Source organism: Thermoplasma acidophilum DSM 1728, from assembly GCF_000195915.1.
Classification (GTDB): Archaea; Thermoplasmatota; Thermoplasmata; order Thermoplasmatales; family Thermoplasmataceae; genus Thermoplasma; species Thermoplasma acidophilum.
This window is the reverse complement of sequence record NC_002578.1, coordinates 1177527-1194777: the sequence shown is the minus strand read 5'-3', so window position 1 is coordinate 1194777 and position 17251 is coordinate 1177527. Positions and strand designations below refer to the sequence as shown.

Genomic DNA, 17251 nt, shown 5'->3' with positions numbered 1-17251 from the left:
CAGTCCACCCTACTCAATTTTGTTAGCCCGGTTCCACAAGCTGGCATCCTACCAATATTTTATTATGGTAGGTTCCTGTTTCATCGACGTTTCCTGCTTCGGGCACCCGAAGACTCGGCTTCGTCTCGTGCCATCCATTTCAGATGGCCTATCAGGCTTAGATTCCCCACTGCCTATGGGTATGCGTTCATTATTATCCTCGTATTTATTATCCTTTCGCAATTCATTTCAGCTTTTGAAGTAAAAGGTCCCAAACCAATGTAAAATGTGTATTGTTTGATTTCCGCTCAATCAGGACATAGTTGCATGATCTTCCGAAGGCATGAATTCCGGATCTAAGAACTAATACGCTGAAATAAGATCTATTTCAGATGTGCATTATCATCCTTAAATGGACAGCCTTCTGCTTCGGAACATGTCCTTCCCAAGCTCCTTAACAATGAGAATACGATGCCTATTCCCTTTTGAGTGTCTTCATCCCTGATCTTATCAAGGACACCCGTCAGGCCTCCAACTGGCCTTACATCTTCAGTTTTTATTGCAGTCTCAATTGATTTAACAGCATTTGTATAGTGCGGAAACATGCTTAGATCAATGGTTGTTAACGAGTTCATTATTATGTCAGAATTGTCAATTATGTTCATCAGAAAGCCGCTCGAAAGGATCCTTTTAACTGAACTGATGATCTCCTCGTCTTTGGCCATCCTATAGATTATATCCAGAATACCACTTTTGTCCAGTTCGTCAATTATCAATAGCAGCTTCTTTATTGATGAATCGTTGAACGATTGTCCGGTTTCTTCATTCAATTTTTCCAACAGATCTACCTCCATTTTCTAGAATCTTTTGAGTGATAGCCGAATGCGAAATGTGAGATCTTTCTGAATAAGCTTTACCAGTTATCATAATATATAAAGTATCAATTGATATATTAACCTTGTTTCTGAGGAAATAGCCAACATCCATCATCGAATTTCCTGAATGAATAGCGACTTCACGGAGCGAATAAGAAACATAATATCTCTGATAAACATCCATCGACATGCTTCATCTGGTAATAGCAGACGCTGAGCTTGAGACAATACCTGAAGAGATGCAGGCTGACCCAGCAATAAGGCGTTTTGCAAAAAAGAGAAACAAGCGCGTGGACAGGATGATACTTGACTCAAACTATATGCATACGTCCATTGATCGCTACTTTCCAAATGAATCAAAGCGTCGGGGCAGACCTGATATCATCTATCTGCTTCTGGAAATGACACAGGAATCGATCCTTAACCATAAGAATCAGCTTAGAACATATGTTCATACAAGAAATAACCAGGTGATACGCATAAGCCCTATAACTAGGATGCCAAAATCTTACAACAGATTCATAGGGCTTTTCGAGGATCTGTTTGAAAAAAGGATAATAACAAACAATGGAAAGGAGCTGCTTTCCATGGAAGAATCTAGTTTGGGGGATCTTATAAATTCTATAAGAAGGGATAGAACGATACTTCTACACCCTAAGGGTGAAATGAGAAAGCCTTCAGAATTTATAAGCAACGCCAATATTCTCATCGTGATTGGTGGGTTTTCTGAGGGAGATTTCATCAGCGATACTTCTTTCATCAATGAAAGATACGCAATATTTGATCAGGAGCTGACCATATGGTCGGTCGCCAATGAAATGGTAGCTAACTATGAGAGAGCTGTAGGGCTGACATAGATCCACGCAGTCGCCGGACTATTTCGCTGTGGAAAGAGTAAAATATCGTTGAACAATTGCCGTTAATGCGGATAGGTGGCAGAGAGGTCATGCGTGGGACTGCAGATCCCATCTACTAGGGTTCGAATCCCTACCTATCCTCTACCAATTTTGATGCAAAATTTTTCGATGTCAATTGTATGATAAGAAACTGCCAGCGGCGATTCCATTAGATGTTGTTATGGAAACCTGAAGCAATTCTGAATCATACCACTTATGAAGGTTGCAAGGCTCAAACCTATGACCGGAATGAAAATGGATGAACTCGAAAGATACGATGGAACTTGCCCGAAATTATTCAAAGAATTTTGAAGACTAGATATTTAATCGAAGATGGAAGGTGAGGGAGAATGGAAATAAAAACTCTGGATCTGATTTTCACCAAACCGTCATCTTCATGTTCGGTAATGGAAACAGAAGCCCTTCAGATGTAAGAAGATATATTACTCACGATGATTTGCCTGCATAAGATGGAACGGGCAAACATTGTGGTCATCGGGGCCGGCGTTGTTGGCCTAGCCGTAGCATTTGAATTATCAAAATACAGTGATTCCGTATACGTCTTCGAAAAGAACAAAATTATAGGTGCTGAAACCAGCAGCCATAACAGCGGAGTTGTACATTCCGGCATATATTATCCAAAGGGATCGCTGAAAGCAGAATTATCCATTAAAGGAAACGCGATGCTGTATCAGCTGTGCAGGGAACATGGAATACCTTGTAAACGGCTTGGAAAATTGATCGTTGCCAATGGAGACCGGGAATTGAGAGAACTCGAAGGACTAATGCGGAATGGGAATAACAATGGAATAGAAGGCCTTGAGATGCTGGACGGTGATGGCGTGAAAAGGATGGAACCATCCATCAAAGCGGAAGCAGCGATCTATGTTCCGTCCACTGGAATAATCGAGCCTACTGAATTGATGAATTATTTTCATGCCGGTTTCACGAAAAATGGCGGTATCGTCGCTCTGAATACAGAGGTGACGGGAATTAGGCAGTCAAAAGAGGGATACATAATAGATGGTATAAGTGCCGGCCAGAAATTTTCTGTGGCATGCAATACAATAATAAATTCTGCAGGCCTTCATTCAGACAGGATAGCAGAAATGGCTGGCCTTGATGTAGATGCCCTTGGCTACCGTCTCAATTATGTCAAGGGCGATTACTTCAGGATATCCGGAAAGCCCCCTGTGAGGATGCTTGTCTATCCCATACCGGAAGCTTCTGGCCTTGGAATACATCTAACGCCAGATCTTTCCGGTTCGGTTAGACTAGGGCCAAATGCCTATCATGTCGTTCGTTTGGATTATCGCGTACAGTCCGATGTTATGGATTTCATAGCATCCGTTAGGAGATTCCTCCCATCCATATCGGACTATAATATACACGAAGATTCCTCTGGCATCAGGCCACAGCTCAAGGAACAGTCCGGTTCCTACAGAGACTTCATAATAAGAAACGAAGCAGATCATGGCCTGCCCAATTTTATCAATTTGATAGGAATAGAATCACCGGGGCTGACAGCTTCACCCGCGATAGCCGAATTCGTTTCGGAGATGTACAGGGATGAGATCAAGGGATGATGTTTCTACATAGCTCCACCGGACTTCTTTTCTATTTACATTTCGTGTATTCTGCTGATAGTTGCGTATAGTGTTGGAAAATACTATCTCTTCATCGGTTCCATGAATGAAAGGTTCGTGGATTTTAAAATTGCGAAAAGAGGAATGAATCAGCAGAAAATATGTATTGTTCACTACCATCTAAATGCTGGCACCATGCCAGCCAATAGAAGGATAGAAATTTCCATTTTGCTGATAATTTCAATTTTGATCAGTGCGGCAATCGGCTATCATTATTATGAGATCAGCGGTTCAGCGATTCCGAATAAAAATACGGAAACAACGGGTCTTATTATCCCGCTTTATTTTGATCCGAATGGATCCTGGGATTATCTGTTAGAGATCCACCAGCAATTCCCAAAAGTTCCGATCATGGTCATAATGAATCCGGACAATGGCCCAGGACAGAATTTTTCTTCTGATTACCTCAACTGGACTCAGAAGATGGAAGGCCTCGGCATCCTGGTACTTGGCTATATTTACACCTCATACGGCAACCGATCCATTGACGTTGTGAAAAACCAGACCATGGAATATCTGGACTGGTACCATGTGAACGGCATATTTCTGGATGAGGTATCGGACAATGCTAGCTACGGGCAATATTATGAAAATATAACAGATATGTGCAGATCCACTGGTGCAGAATACATTGCCGGAAACCCAGGTACTTCCGTCCCATCAGGCATAACAAAATACTTCAACATAACAGTCCTGTACGAGAATCCCGGAGTGCCTCCTGCTGCCAATATTTCCAACATAGTTAATGGCACTCCGAGATCCGGTTCTGCCATCATATGCTATGATATCGAATCACTCGACGAATCAACTGTCGAGGACATCTCGAATTATTTTTCCTATGTCTATTTCACAAATTATGGCATGCCGGATCCTTACGAGAGTCTTCCGGTGTACCTCTGTCAAGAGGCAAGTATACTCTCAAATCGGTGAAAATATAGCGGGATTTTAGATCAAACAGTATTAACGGAGATTGAATACCTGGCTTTTTCATGTCAGAATAAATATCAGAACCCACAGGGCATACGCTGTCGATTGAACACAGTGTGTTCGATTATGCCATTGCGTTCCACCACGAGGAAACCAGTCCTTTCGTTCGATGAAGTTTAGAAGTCAACACCGCGTCTTGCAAGTATCCCCCTCTGGTACGGGTGCCTGGGCGATGATACTTCGGTGATGAGATCGGCCCTCTCCATGATCTCCTTTGGCATCTTTCTTCCTGTGAATACAAGTTCTGTATGATCTGGCTTGGCCTTGAAGATCTCCATGACCTCTTCCATGCTCAGCAGATAATAATAGAGTGCAACGTTGATCTCGTCGTATATGAACATATCCCACTTCCCGCTCTTCAGCTCCTCCAAGGATCTGTCAAATCTCTCCTTTACTGCCCTTCTGTAGTCATCCGGCGGATGCCCCTTCTTGCAGATGACAACGTTTTTAACCTTGTCGAGATCCTCCTTGGGAATTTCGTTTTCCCATGCGATGAAATACGGCATTCCGACAAAATCAACCTTGAGATTTCTATCGAACATTATTGCAGATTTGTTTTCCCCGTACACGCCGGTCTTCATGAACTGGAGTATGTAGACCCTGTAACCCCATCCAAGGGCTCTGAATGCGAGCCCAAATGCAGCCGTGGTCTTCCCCTTGCCGTCACCTGTGAAAACGTCGATGAGGCCAAGCTTCGAGTTCTCTTCCATGATACAAGATCGAAATGGGATATAATAGATATCACTGGATGGATAGGCGAAGAACAGTTTAAATTTGAGATGAGTGTTTATCTCTACTGCTTAACGCTGGTGAAGGTATCCATCCTGATGGATCTGTTACGCATTATGTATATTATGAAGAGCGAGAGTATAACGAGAATCGGAATTATCGCATATACCAGCGATAATGGATATGATAGCCCTGTCAGCGAATAATACATGGCTATGCCTATTATGCCGCTTGCTATTGTTGGGCCTGCTATGTGCACTAGCGGCTTTAACTGCCTCAACCTGTACATGAAGAATGGAAGGCTTTCATTGATTATTATGTGGTATACCAGCGTGAAGGTTGATCCGACTATTGCGTTTATAACGAGAAGATAATACATTCCATAATTTTCGCCGTAATAATGCACCAGAGGAATCAGCCCGAAGCCTATGCCTATGATGGCTATCACGAACACGGTGATGACAGCCATGTACGGGCTTCCGTATTTATCGTGAACTCTCGCAAAAACTGGCGGCAGTATTCCGTCTCTGGCCAGTGAGAAAAGATCTCTGGCTGCACTGTTGCCGAATATAACGGTGGATATCAGCGCAGAAACAAGGAATACGAAGAATGCTGCCAGTGTGACATCCATTCCATAATAGCTCTTTGTGACGAAGAGGCCTGGTGCAAAGTACTTAAGAGCAGCGGGTAAACGAGGGCCAGCTCCGGCCACATTCGCATATATGACGAATGTATCATAGGAGATCATTATGATAAGTGAGGTAATTATCGCCTTTTTTATGCTCGTAGCTGGCATTTTTGCCTCTTCCGCCAGGACGACGATGGATCCGTAGCCAGAGAAGGCAACAAATCCACCAACTATCATACCGAGAAAGAATCCGTGAAGGCCGTCATTTGAATTCATTATGTTGAAATACTGCAGTCCATTGTACGGCGATTTCAGTATTATGGCGATGGACAGTGCAAGGTAGAATGCCAGATCTATGAGTCCAACTGTAACTGCGATCTTCTGGCTGTAGTTGAGGGATAGATATCCCACTATCAGATATATTATAGGAGTGACAAATGAAATCGCTATGACATAGACGAAAGGCAGGGAATATCCGATCATGGTTTCAAGGCCGATCCATGTGAACCAACCCAGCAGTATGCTTGAACCTATGATGCTGCTGAGAACAACGAAGAGATAGTAGAATCCGACACTCTTGCTGAAATACCTGTTGTTGAATGTGGCTTCCACGAATTTGTAATATCCGCCTGCATTGCTGATGCGGCCACTGTAGACATAAACAGCTATCACGGCCAGGAATAGGGTTAGCCCTCCAATCAAAAAGGTCAGGGGTGCAGTTTTTCCTGCATAATCCATTGCGGAAGCACCGGTAAAGGCAAATGGCCCCGCTGGAGAGATAACCATGATTGCATAGAACACAAGCCCCCAGAATGTTATGACATCCTTTTTTAATGTGCCAGCCACGGTTAGAAATTCCATTCGGGCAGATTAAAATGTCGTGAAATTAGTAGCCAGGGCAAGCAAATGCGATGCACGAATGATGATAGCCTGATACGAAAAATCACCTATCATGCACCACATTTGAAGTTGCCCTGACTCTTTTCAATGCAGACAGCGAAGCTCATGGATCCGGAATCCTAAAGAAGGCGGAATTGAGTTCATCTTGCATGCAATTCACTCTCAGAAGCCTTTCTTTCGTTTCTGAGGCTTTCCATAGCAGCGCATGCTGAACAAACATCGTTTTCAGTTGGTGCCCCGCAGATCCTGCATCTACCCAGCGCCTTATCATTTCTCTGCACATCGGATCTGGCCCTCTCAAAGAATTTGAGTATGGAGAATTTGGTGCTCGGATTGTACTCGGACAGGGTGTTGACTACCTCACGGAATATATTGCGCTGTGCGCGTGAATAATATGGACACCAGCTGCTGTCAAAGGGTATTCCATTGATAACCGCATACAGAACAACCTCTTTTTCGAGGACAGATCTCAGGGGTGCGATCCTCCTCACAAGCCCGTCCTTGGCCTCCTTCTGAGGAGACATTCTCAGAAGCCTGTCATAATCGCCCTTTGCGACGTTCATAAGTATGGACTGGCTATAGTCATCCAGATTCAAACCCAGCGCAACGTAGTCTGCGTTCTGGCGTTCGGCCATCTCGTTTATCAGCTTTCTTCTGAGCGGGCCGCAGTATGAGCAAGGTATCCTTGAGGCATCTGCGCCCACTATCGAATCAAGGGTCATTCCAAATGAATCCTGGAATCTGATTATGCTGTGATCAACACCCAGCATTTTAGTGAGCTTTATGGCGCTTTCCAGGCCGGCCGGCCTGTAGCCACTGATGCCCTCATCAACAGTGAAAGCCGTAAGCTCCACGTTTCTCCTTTTTGACAGAATCTTGTGAAGCAGGTAAAGCGTGACGGACGAATCCTTTCCCCCGGAAATTGCTACAGATATCCTCACCATGGGTTTCTTGAGATCCACCTGATTTCTTATTTCGCTCTTGACACGTTTCTCTATCATGTCATTGAAGTGTTCCCTGCATAGGTACAGGCCGTTGTACTTGGCGAAGTAGATGGCCTCAGCCTGGCATTTTGAGCATTTCATCTCCATTCACCTATGCGAACCAGATATATATGGAAGATCTTTCCATAACGCTCCCTACCTCAGCTATTACAGTTTTGATGATGTTGAATATCCTTTTTATAGAAAGAAAAGTAAAAATTTCCATTCGATCTATATTTCAGCCAGTTGTAAATCCAACATAAGGCGTGAATATCCTTGACTGCAGATTGAGGTCGGACCTCAGGTCGAATTCAATCGTTACACTGGTTGTTGAATGTGCCGATACTGTAAATGGATGATTGATGAATGCAAAGTGCGCACTTGTACTGAATGTATAGTTCTGTCCGGCGATGGTGACCACAACCTTCGATATATAGAGCCGTATCATGGTGTATTTTCCTGCGTGCAGGGATATGTTAGCGAGAAGTGAGGCATTGCTCGTTGTTAAACCATAGATGTTGACGGTCTTGTCAACTGTGAAATTCTGCCAGCCACTGGTGTTGCTGTGCAGTGCCACATCTGTGAATGTTATGTATACGGCAGTTACATTGGAACTCGGAAGATCTGAAACGGATATTGCCATATTTCCAGTGCTAGCGAATTCGTAGTAGCTGTACCCACCAACCGCTATTATTATGACTGCAAGTATGACCGCCACCAGGGCAGATGATCTCTTCACAAAACGCGATTTAAAAATCAATATTTAAAATTTGATGCTCCATTCTGATAATTTTTACCTATAATTTTGACAGCAAAAATGTCTGGTTAAGCATCAATTTCTGATCATCGTAGACCCTCAGAAAACAGGATAGTGGTCAATGAAACCGCGTTGAACTCTAGTTCCTGTGCCATGATCCTGCCGCGCATTCTGTTGCTGGCAGAACCCGCGAGTACCCTGGATGGATATTCACCGCCTTCCGGGGAGGCCGCGATGAAGAGATCATGGGAAATGTTCCAAATAGCCTCCCATGATCCGGCAACCATATATTTCGCCGCTAGTTCCAGGTATTTCAGAGCTTCCTCCGGCATCTCTCCAGTCCCCTTTGAGTACAGATCGAGCCTGTGTATTATGGATCCGGTTACAAGAAGCATCGCATCGTGCTCCGATGAGACCTTCCTGATGGCCATTCCCAGCTTCAAGTGGCTATCCGCTCCAAGTGCTGGCGAAATTGAAACGGGAAGAACCCTCTTATCTGCATCAGGAAACATCAGGCGAAGAGGAGACCAGGCGCCATGGTCCAGGCCCCAGGAGGTCGCATTGCCAGCCGGTATTCCTTGCTTCAGCAATTCACGTATGAGCATTTCGCCCATCTCCGGGTTCCCGGGCGGATCATATTTCACCAGATAGAATGAATCTGGAAAGCCATAGAAATCGTAAAGCTGCTTCGGTCTTTCGCTGGCCACTATGCCGAAACCGCCAGAGGTGATGAAATGAGGTGAAACAACTATAACGGTATCTATTCTATCAGCGCATGATCTTCCAATCTCATTCAGGGCCCTCTCTGTTTCGGTGTGTTTAACACCAAGATCTCCGATGAGCGTTGGAGTGTTGGGTGCATAGACCATCGCATTTAGAGTCATCCTGTGAATCAGTGCATACACTAAATTAACATATTGTTATTGTGCGAGATAATAATGCGATTGATCATGAAAATGCATTTTATGATCGCATGCCTGTAATAACGCCATAACATAGAAATCAGTAAAGAAGCGCTGGGAGGGAGATTTGAACTCCCGAGCTCTATACGAGCACAGGTTTTCCAGACCTGCGCCTTACCGGGCTAGGCTATCCCAGCTTTAAATAGCCAAGCAGTTTTCCCTTATGGAAGCTAAATTTATAAAAGTTTCCAGCGTCAGCGAAAAATTCCATTCTAAATAGTTATATATCGGCAAATCATCATCTCGTTGCATCATACGAGGTCTTGATACCAGATGCATGACGCTTGAAATAAAATATATATGCGTTTGGCATATGGGTAAAGCCCGTATATTGAAATGAAGGAGGTAATGATATGGAAAAGAGCTATGTGAAGTTTGAAACTCCCGAAGACGTTTCGCAGAAAGCACTGGATCTTGTGGAGAGTTCATACAGAACTGGAAAGGTCAAGAAGGGTACTAACGAGGTTATAAAGTCTATAGAGAGGGGCGAAAGCAAGCTTGTGGTTATTGCCGAAGACGTTAACCCGCCTGAGGTTGTGTACTACCTGCCATCCCTCTGCGAGGACAAGAAAGTTCCGTACGTCTACGTAAAGAAGAAGGCGGATCTTGGCTCAAAGGTCGGCATAGCCTCTGCAGCTTCTGTATCCATAGTTGACTATGGAAAGAATGAGGAACTCTACAAATCCATAGTTTCTGCTCTGGAGCAGATAAAGAAGTGAAGGTGAAATAGATGCCCAACGAGGCGACACCCGCTGAGGTTGTCGAGATAATAGGAAGAACGGGAATGACCGGGGAAGCAACGACGGTTAAGGTCAGGGTACTTGCAGGTAGAGATCAGGGCAGGATCATAGCGAGGAACGTTCTGGGTCCGGTTAGAGTAGGTGACATACTGATGCTCATGGAGACCGCAAGGGAAGCCAAGAAGCTTTCAATAAGGTGATGGTATTGGCAAAGAATTGCAGTTTCTGCGGCAAGGCAATAGAACCGGGGACAGGCATAATGTACGTCAGAAAGGACGGCGCGATACTCTATTTCTGCTCAAACAAATGCAGAAAAAACATGATAGAGCTGAACCGCGTTCCCAGGTATGTGAAGTGGACAAATGAATACCACGAACTCAAGAAGATGAGGGCAAAATCATGACGGAGCGTACGCTTGTGCTTCTCAAGCCTGACGCTGTGAAGCGAAGGCTGATCGGGCGCATAATCTCCAGGCTGGAGGATAAGGGCCTGAAGGTTGTCGCACTCAAATTCATGCAGATGACGAAGGATCAGGCTGAGAATCACTATTCGGTGCACAGATCCAAGCCGTTCTTCAAGGATCTGGTAACTTACATAACATCAGGCCCCATAGTTGCGATGGTGCTTGAAGGGCCAAAGGCCATAGAGGTCGTAAGGATCTTAGCCGGATCCACAGACGGTTCAAAGGCTCAGCCAGGGACTATACGTGGAGATTTCTCAATGGGCATAGAGAAGAACATAATACATGCATCCGATTCCCCCGAAGCCTATTCGCACGAGATGCCCATATTCTTCAACGAGAGTGAAATAGTAGAATGGTCCTATGGCGACGAAATCATCTACTAGCCAGGCTGTCTCCAAGCTGAGGCAGCCCATAGTCTGCGTTTTAGGCCATGTAGATCATGGCAAGACAACACTGCTAGATCTAATAAGGGGTACCTCTGTTGCCAGTAAGGAACCAGGCGGCATTACGCAGAGGATAGCGGCAACGACCGTTGATATTTCCAGAATCCTGAAGGAAACGGAAAAACTGAACACGAAGGGGCTGAAGATACCGGGGCTGCTGTTCATTGATACCCCTGGCCATGTTGCCTTCTCGAATATGAGGGCGAGGGGCGGAGCCCTAGCGGATCTGGCCATCCTTGTCATTGATATAAATGAAGGCATAATGCCACAGACCGTTGAGTCCATCGATATACTCAAGAAATTCAAGACTCCATTCATAATAGCTGCGAACAAGATCGATCTGATACCTTTCTTCACAGACGTTAAGACCAACCTGTTCACCGAATTCATACGGAAACAGAGGCAGGAATATGTCAACGAACTGGACAACAGGATCTACAGCATAATGAACAAGCTGTATGAATTCGGCCTCAACTCGGACAGGTTCGACAGGATATCAGATTTCACAAAGACGATAGCCATAGTACCCGTGAGCGCAAAGAAAAATATAGGCGTGCCGGAGATACTCATGGTTCTGGCTGGCCTTGCACAGCGCTTCCTCGAAAGGGAGATAGAGTACAGGGACATAAACGGCCATGCCACAATAATAGAGGTGAGAAAGGAGGAGTCTGCAGGTATCACCCTTGATGCAGTCCTCTATCAGGGAACCATTTCAGTCGGGGATTCGATAGCTGTCAATACGAAGAACGGCCCAGCGGTGACCAAGGTCAAGGCCCTCTTCGTTAACACCGGAAAGGGGCAGCGTGCACTCAAGGAGGTAAAGAAGGTATCCGCAGCTGAAGGTATAAGGGTGCTCATAAGCGATAAGATCGATGTTATATCCGGTTCACCGATGATAGTTGTCAGGGACAACCTGGATCAGGTCATGAAGGAGATTGAGGAGGAGAGCAAGGTTGATATCCCCCTGAGTGAGGAGGGCATATACGTAAAGGCTGAAGCAATCGGATCGCTCGAGGCCATAAGCTATGAGCTCAACAAGCAGGGCATAAAGATAAAGCAGGCCCAGGTCGGTGACATCACGAAGAGGGACATAATGGATGTATCCACCCTACCCGATCCTATCAACAGGATCATCGTAGGCTTCAACGTATCTGTTCTGCCGGAGGCAAGAGATGCGATGTCTTCATCCGATGTGAGCATCGTAACCGGTGACATCATTTACAAGATCGTAGAGGACACACAGAAGGTTATGGACGAAAGGAAGAAGATGCTCCTGCAGGGAAGGAAGATGTCCATGCCGGTTCCATCCAGGATCAGGATACTCCCGCAGTATATATTCAGGGCATCAAAGCCTGTCATCGTTGGTGTCAGGGTGGAAACCGGGCAGATCAAGGTTGGGGATAATCTGATAAGGGGCGACGGAAAGTATGCCGGTACTATTAAGAGCATAAGGAACGAAGATGTCAGCGTTCGCTACCAGGACGCACCTGCTGAGGTTGCCGTGGCCATAGACAACGTAACGCTCAACCGCCAGATATTCCCGGACGACGTTCTGTATGTGGATATAACCGAGAACGTCGTGAAGGAGCTTCGCAGGGCTCCGATGGAAAAGGAAATAATGGACACGCTTGAAGAAATTATAAGGATAAAGAGAAAGGATAACCCATTCTGGGGAACGAGGGTCTGAAATCCTCGCTTAGACCAGATGCTTTCTGCTCACTCCCAATTTTTCAGATATATGATCTATCATATCATCAACGGTTCTGTCAAGGTCGTAGTCATACCTGAAACCCCATTCCTTTATGGCATCTGATGAATCTATGCTCTCAGGCCAGGTTGCCGCGATACCATCTCTGTAATCTGGCTTGTACTCGATCTGGAAGCCGTTTATTCTCTCCGCTATCTTTCCATACAGTTCCTCTGGCGTGAAGCTGTAAGCCTGAACATTGTATCCGTTCCTCAGGCTGATCTTATTCGAATCTGCTTCGTAAAGATCAGTAAGGGCGCGCAGAGCGTCAGGCATGTACATCATTGGCAGCCTCCTGTTCTTCTGCAGATAGCATGTGTATTTCTTCATCCTCACCGCATAATAGAATATCTCCACGGCGTAGTCTGTGGTTCCGGCTGTGGGTTCAGCCATATAGCTTATTATGCCCGGATAGCGCAGCGATCTGACATCCAGTCTGAATTTCTCATAGTAGTACTGGCCCAGGAGTTCGGCAGCGACCTTTGTTACGCCATACATTGTCCTCGGGCGCAGTACAGTTATGCTGGGCACATTGCGCTTTGGGGTTTCCGGGCCAAAGACGCCTATGGTGCTTGGTATTATGACCTTATCGAGAGAATGGCGCCTTGCCGCCTCCAGCACATTGTATGTTCCGTTCAGGTTCACCCTGTAAGCCAGATCAGGATCCTTCTCACCCTTGGCCGACAGTATCCCTGCCAGGTGGAATATGTCTGTTATGCCGTACTTCTCGATCGCACGATCAAGAGAATCCCTGTCCGTGACGTCAAGACGTATGTACCCTGTCTGTGTCCCTGTGGGTTCCATTATATCCGAAGAGATGACGGAGTCCTTCCCGTATTTCTCCCTGAGGTATGGAACAAGTTCAGTGCCGATCTGACCGGAAGATCCAGTGACAAGTATCATAAGTATGCATCGAAGATCAATATAAAAACAATTTTACCAGGCGTGGTATGATTTATCTTAGCCTGAGTACGCTCTCCACGATGCCGCTGTATCGCGGATTTATGTGGTAGAATGTGAACTTCTTCACCTCACGTTTCTCTATAATCCCTGCTTCGTAAAGTTTGCTCAGATGGATCGTGATGGTTGGCTGCGAAAGGCCGAGGGCAGGCACAAGTTCGCATGTACAGACCTCGCCGTATTCCACCATGAGGTCCAGTATTGCCAGCCTGACCTTGGACGCAAGTGATTCCACGATCTTTTCCCTATCCTCGTAATCGCTCAGATCGGGGCTTCTCAGTTTTATGACCTTGCAGGACGATTCCATGATGCTAATATAATGGCTCATGAAACATATAATTTTCTGAACATGATATGGCATTGCATAGTTAAATAGAAATATATCTATATGATGCTAGAAATCGGTGAAAACGCATGGAGAAACTGAATTTCGGAATTCCAGAGTGGGCTTTCGAGTTTCATGGGCACAAGTGTCCGTACATGCCCATGGGCTACAGGGCCGGTTCCTATGCTCTGAAGATCGCAGGCCTGGAAAAGGAGAAGGATCACAGAACCTACCTTCTTTCTGAGATGTCCCCTGAGGATATGAATGGCTGCTTCAATGACGGTGCACAGGCTGCAACCGGATGCACCTATGGAAAGGGCCTGTTCTCATTGCTGGGATACGGAAAATTGGCATTGATACTTTACAGGCCAGGAAGGAAAGCGATCCGCGTGCATGTACGCAACAGTTTCATGGATGAACTCAGCACCAGGGCTTCAGATTTCTTCAGATACAGGAAACAGGGATACGAACCATCGGAGATACCGGCAGGCGCAATAGATCCTGTGCTTGAATGGATCTCATCGCTCGAGGATGAGGAGATATTCGAATACCGGGAGATTGACGGTTTCACCTTTGAACCCGTGAAGAAAAACGGTGCGAAGGTCAGGTGCGATGTCTGCGGAGAATACACATACGAAGCGGATGCCAAGTTGCTGAACGGAAAGCCTGTGTGCAAGCCTGATTACTACGGCAAGAAATGATGCCTATGATCGGGGCCCTGTACATTATAATACTCATTCTGACCTGGATTCTATCAGCGGTATTCGCCATATCAGGCGTGGGGGCGGCCAATACCCTCATACCCATCTACTATTCATTTGGCATTCCGTTTTCCATAGCTGCCGCAGCCGGATTGCTGCTCAATGTATTCTCCCTGTCCAGCGCAACGGCGAACAACGCAAAGCACAGCTTCATACTGTGGAAGATAGGGGTGATATTCCTGATACCTGCGGTCGCCATGGCCCCTGTTGGAGCGATGGTAGGCGTGCACACACCCAGAAAGTACCTCCTCATCATATTTGTCGTTTTCCTGTCCTACACGCTGTTCAACCTGATCAGTGGCAGAAAGAAGGGCAAAAAGGATGCTGTGTTGACCGGCATAAGCGGCGCCATAACCGGGATTTTCATCGGCGCTCTTGCAGGCTTCCTCGGAGGGCTTCTCGGTGTTGGAGGGGGCATGATCATACTTCCTGTTCTCACCTTCATGGAGAGCGATTACAAGAAGATAGCAGGCACATCGGCGTTCATCGCCCTGTTTTCCTCAGCTTCGGGCTTTCTCTCCTACCTGGCCATACTCAGGGGCGTTAATTACCTCCTCTGGATCGTTGTACTCATCGGTGGCATCGCAGGTGGCTTCACCGGCTCATTCTTGATGCACAGATTCGACAGCAGGAAGGTACGCTTGCTCATCATAATAATAATACTGTTCGTAACCGTGAAGACAGCCTACTCCGTTTCCATGATGTTCCATTAAATTATTTATTTTTTAACGGCATACGATGCGCATGAACATAGGCATAATAGGCACAGGACAGCTTGGCTTCATGATGATAAACGAGGGGCGCAGGCTGGGCAACAGGTATCTGGTGCTGGATTCCAATGGCGTTGGCCCGGCATCGCTGATAGCTGACGCTCATTTCAGCCCCGAGGAATACAGAAAGTTTGTAGATCAATCGGATGTTGTCACATTCGAGTTTGAGCATGTAATGGAAGAGGCGCTTGAATATGCGCAGTCCCAGGGAAAGCTGTTTCCTGGCATACAGTCTGTTGAATTGAAGAAGGATCGATCAAAGGAAAAGGATTTTCTTACCGACAACGGCCTTCCTGTCGCGGAATACCACGTTGCCAGCAGCTTTGACGAGGCTGTGAGGTACGCCAGGGACATGGGAAAGGCGGTCATAAAGAATGCGTATGGCGGTTATGATGGCAAGGGGCAGATCGTTTACGACGGCGGGGTAAGCGAAAGGCTTCAGGGAGACAGGTTCGTGGTGGAAGAGTTCATAGATTTCGACTACGAGGCCTCAATAATTGCCGTTAGAGATCGTGACGGCAACTTCACCTACTTTGATCCCACATACAACTATAACAGGGAGGCGATCTTCATCTACAATGTTGCACCCACAGACGAGCTAACAATGCCGGCTATCGCAAAGAAGCTCATGGAAGCGCTGGATTACCATGGCGTGATGGGCATTGAGTTCTACGTAAGGAAAAGAAAGGTGATCATAAATGAATATGCCCCAAGGGTGCACAATTCCGGCCATCACACGCTTCTCGGCTCGTCAGTGTCGCAGTTTGAGGAGCACGTGAGGGCGATAAGCGGCCTTCCTGTGCCGAAGCCTGTGCTTTACAGGCCATCCTCATCCGTGAATATACTGGGCCAGGACCTGGATCAGGAGAAGGTGAAGAGGATACTGGAACTGGGGGAAGCTGAGATATACTGGTATGGAAAGGAGGGCATCAGGCGCAGGAGAAAGGTGGGCCATGTCAACCTTACAGGCTATACGAGGGACAGGCTGGATGATCGCATATCCAGGGTGATGGACATACTGTACCCAGACGGCGTCCAAAACTATATTTGAGAAAAACCGCACGATCACAGTATGGTTATTGCACGCACGCCCTCAACCGATTTCAGTTCCGGTATGATGTCGGGCGGAACCTTCTGCTCGGTTACGACAACAGCCTTCGGGTCTTCGACCAGTTCCGGATCATCAACTATCACCTGCCTTATGCTTATGCCTCTCTTTGCTATTATGCTTGAAACGCCCGCTATGATCCCGGGCTTGGAGGCACTTTCGGGCAGTATCTCGATGACCCCGTAGCCGAGCTTGGAACTTACCTTCCAGAGGTTGGCCACCGGTTCAAGCTGAGAGAATACGGGATAAAGAGTTTCGTCGTTTATGATGCGTTCTATCACGCTCATCACGGATCTGCGATCCGTGCCTGTGGCCTTAGCAAGCGTGTTCGGTCTTATCTCTATGTCTCCGCACATCAGTACAGGCTCATCGTAGAGCTTCGTAACACGTATGCCTATGGAGAACATCTTCTTGACGATCCTTAGCTGTGAAGGGCTTCTGGAAAATTTATCGTAGATATAAGACCACATTCATAATAAAATACCCTTGCAATACTTAAATTTTTCAGATTCCGCAGGAAACCTGCACGCGTGCGCAATGATGCGAAGAATGCAATGGTGCGCATGATATCCAGTATCCTCCTATCGTGGCA

At 46.3% G+C, this 17251-nt stretch carries 20 protein-coding genes and 2 tRNA genes; 12 read left to right on the top strand and 10 right to left on the bottom strand.

The window, feature by feature from the left end:
* Positions 1 to 362: 362 nt before the first annotated feature.
* A complete protein-coding gene (locus TA_RS05830; protein ID WP_052295731.1) occupies positions 363 to 833 on the bottom strand; it encodes a DUF1641 domain-containing protein in 471 nt (156 codons plus the stop codon).
* Between the two features lie 209 nt (positions 834 to 1042).
* On the opposite strand from TA_RS05830, the gene TA_RS05825 reads away from it, so the two are divergent.
* From TA_RS05825 to TA_RS05810, 4 genes are all read left to right on the top strand, one after another.
* Entirely contained in the window at positions 1043 to 1711 is a 669-nt protein-coding gene (locus tag TA_RS05825; protein ID WP_010901534.1) for a 16S rRNA (pseudouridine(914)-N(1))-methyltransferase Nep1, read from the top strand.
* A 69-nt stretch (positions 1712 to 1780) separates the two neighbouring features.
* Positions 1781 to 1852: transfer RNA gene (locus TA_RS05820), tRNA-Cys, on the top strand.
* 368 nt (positions 1853 to 2220) lie between these two features.
* On the top strand, positions 2221 to 3336 hold the full coding sequence (locus TA_RS05815; RefSeq protein ID WP_048161968.1) for an NAD(P)/FAD-dependent oxidoreductase: 1116 nt from the start codon (positions 2221 to 2223) through the stop codon (positions 3334 to 3336).
* A 102-nt stretch (positions 3337 to 3438) separates the two neighbouring features.
* Complete coding sequence (locus TA_RS05810; RefSeq protein ID WP_048161966.1) at positions 3439 to 4326, top strand: spherulation-specific family 4 protein; 888 nt, start codon at positions 3439 to 3441, stop codon at positions 4324 to 4326.
* 173 nt (positions 4327 to 4499) lie between these two features.
* On the opposite strand, the gene TA_RS05805 is transcribed toward TA_RS05810, so the two are convergent.
* From TA_RS05805 to TA_RS05780, 6 genes are all read right to left on the bottom strand, one after another.
* A complete protein-coding gene (locus TA_RS05805; protein WP_010901531.1) occupies positions 4500 to 5093 on the bottom strand; it encodes a cob(I)yrinic acid a,c-diamide adenosyltransferase in 594 nt (197 codons plus the stop codon).
* 83 nt (positions 5094 to 5176) lie between these two features.
* Positions 5177 to 6586: an APC family permease gene (locus TA_RS05800; RefSeq protein ID WP_241761818.1), complete on the bottom strand. Its 1410-nt coding sequence runs from the start codon at positions 6584 to 6586 to the stop codon at positions 5177 to 5179.
* Between the two features lie 194 nt (positions 6587 to 6780).
* Positions 6781 to 7725, bottom strand: a complete 945-nt coding sequence (locus tag TA_RS05795) for a TIGR00269 family protein (RefSeq protein WP_010901529.1) — start codon at positions 7723 to 7725, stop codon at positions 6781 to 6783.
* A 136-nt stretch (positions 7726 to 7861) separates the two neighbouring features.
* Positions 7862 to 8362: a DUF4382 domain-containing protein gene (locus TA_RS05790; RefSeq protein ID WP_010901528.1), complete on the bottom strand. Its 501-nt coding sequence runs from the start codon at positions 8360 to 8362 to the stop codon at positions 7862 to 7864.
* Between the two features lie 104 nt (positions 8363 to 8466).
* A complete protein-coding gene (locus tag TA_RS05785) occupies positions 8467 to 9264 on the bottom strand; it encodes a DODA-type extradiol aromatic ring-opening family dioxygenase (protein WP_048161962.1) in 798 nt (265 codons plus the stop codon).
* Positions 9265 to 9394: 130 nt separating this feature from the next.
* Positions 9395 to 9479, bottom strand: a tRNA-Ser gene (locus tag TA_RS05780).
* A 216-nt stretch (positions 9480 to 9695) separates the two neighbouring features.
* Here TA_RS05780 and rpl7ae point away from each other — a divergent pair.
* The 5 genes from rpl7ae to infB are packed head-to-tail and all read left to right on the top strand — an operon-like array spanning position 9696 to position 12675.
* Entirely contained in the window at positions 9696 to 10061 is a 366-nt protein-coding gene (gene rpl7ae / locus TA_RS05775) for a 50S ribosomal protein L7Ae (protein WP_010901526.1), read from the top strand.
* A gap of 11 nt (positions 10062 to 10072) precedes the next feature.
* The gene (locus tag TA_RS05770; RefSeq protein WP_010901525.1) at positions 10073 to 10282 is read left to right on the top strand and encodes a 30S ribosomal protein S28e; all 210 of its coding nucleotides are present in this window, start codon (positions 10073 to 10075) and stop codon (positions 10280 to 10282) included.
* Positions 10282 to 10485, top strand: coding sequence for a 50S ribosomal protein L24e (locus tag TA_RS05765; RefSeq protein ID WP_010901524.1), 204 nt, complete (start codon positions 10282 to 10284; stop codon positions 10483 to 10485). The genes TA_RS05770 and TA_RS05765 overlap by 1 nt, the downstream gene beginning before the upstream one ends.
* Complete coding sequence (gene ndk, locus TA_RS05760; RefSeq protein ID WP_010901523.1) at positions 10482 to 10928, top strand: nucleoside-diphosphate kinase; 447 nt, start codon at positions 10482 to 10484, stop codon at positions 10926 to 10928. Before TA_RS05765 ends, ndk begins: the two co-directional genes overlap by 4 nt.
* Positions 10906 to 12675 (top strand): translation initiation factor IF-2, encoded by a 1770-nt coding sequence (infB, locus tag TA_RS05755; RefSeq protein ID WP_010901522.1) that lies wholly within the window; start codon positions 10906 to 10908, stop codon positions 12673 to 12675. The genes ndk and infB overlap by 23 nt, the downstream gene beginning before the upstream one ends.
* A gap of 9 nt (positions 12676 to 12684) precedes the next feature.
* Here the strand turns inward: infB and TA_RS05750 are convergent, their stop codons facing one another.
* Together TA_RS05750 and TA_RS05745 are read right to left on the bottom strand one after the other, a co-directional pair.
* Positions 12685 to 13638 carry an L-threonine 3-dehydrogenase gene (locus tag TA_RS05750; protein ID WP_010901521.1) on the bottom strand — a complete coding sequence of 318 codons (954 nt, stop codon included), beginning with the start codon at positions 13636 to 13638 and terminating at the stop codon, positions 12685 to 12687.
* A gap of 52 nt (positions 13639 to 13690) precedes the next feature.
* On the bottom strand, positions 13691 to 14002 hold the full coding sequence (locus TA_RS05745; RefSeq protein WP_052295730.1) for an ArsR/SmtB family transcription factor: 312 nt from the start codon (positions 14000 to 14002) through the stop codon (positions 13691 to 13693).
* A gap of 107 nt (positions 14003 to 14109) precedes the next feature.
* Here TA_RS05745 and TA_RS05740 point away from each other — a divergent pair, with 107 nt between their 5' ends.
* Genes TA_RS05740 through TA_RS05730 form a run of 3 tightly spaced genes read left to right on the top strand, consistent with a single transcriptional unit; the run spans position 14110 to position 16602 of the window.
* Positions 14110 to 14721: an FmdE family protein gene (locus TA_RS05740; protein ID WP_010901519.1), complete on the top strand. Its 612-nt coding sequence runs from the start codon at positions 14110 to 14112 to the stop codon at positions 14719 to 14721.
* A 5-nt stretch (positions 14722 to 14726) separates the two neighbouring features.
* On the top strand, positions 14727 to 15494 hold the full coding sequence (locus TA_RS05735; RefSeq protein ID WP_156778531.1) for a sulfite exporter TauE/SafE family protein: 768 nt from the start codon (positions 14727 to 14729) through the stop codon (positions 15492 to 15494).
* Between the two features lie 31 nt (positions 15495 to 15525).
* Entirely contained in the window at positions 15526 to 16602 is a 1077-nt protein-coding gene (locus tag TA_RS05730) for a 5-(carboxyamino)imidazole ribonucleotide synthase (protein ID WP_052295729.1), read from the top strand.
* A gap of 14 nt (positions 16603 to 16616) precedes the next feature.
* Here the strand turns inward: TA_RS05730 and TA_RS05725 are convergent, their stop codons facing one another.
* The gene (locus TA_RS05725; protein ID WP_010901516.1) at positions 16617 to 17129 is read right to left on the bottom strand and encodes an ACT domain-containing protein; all 513 of its coding nucleotides are present in this window, start codon (positions 17127 to 17129) and stop codon (positions 16617 to 16619) included.
* Between the last annotated feature and the right edge of the window lie 122 nt (positions 17130 to 17251).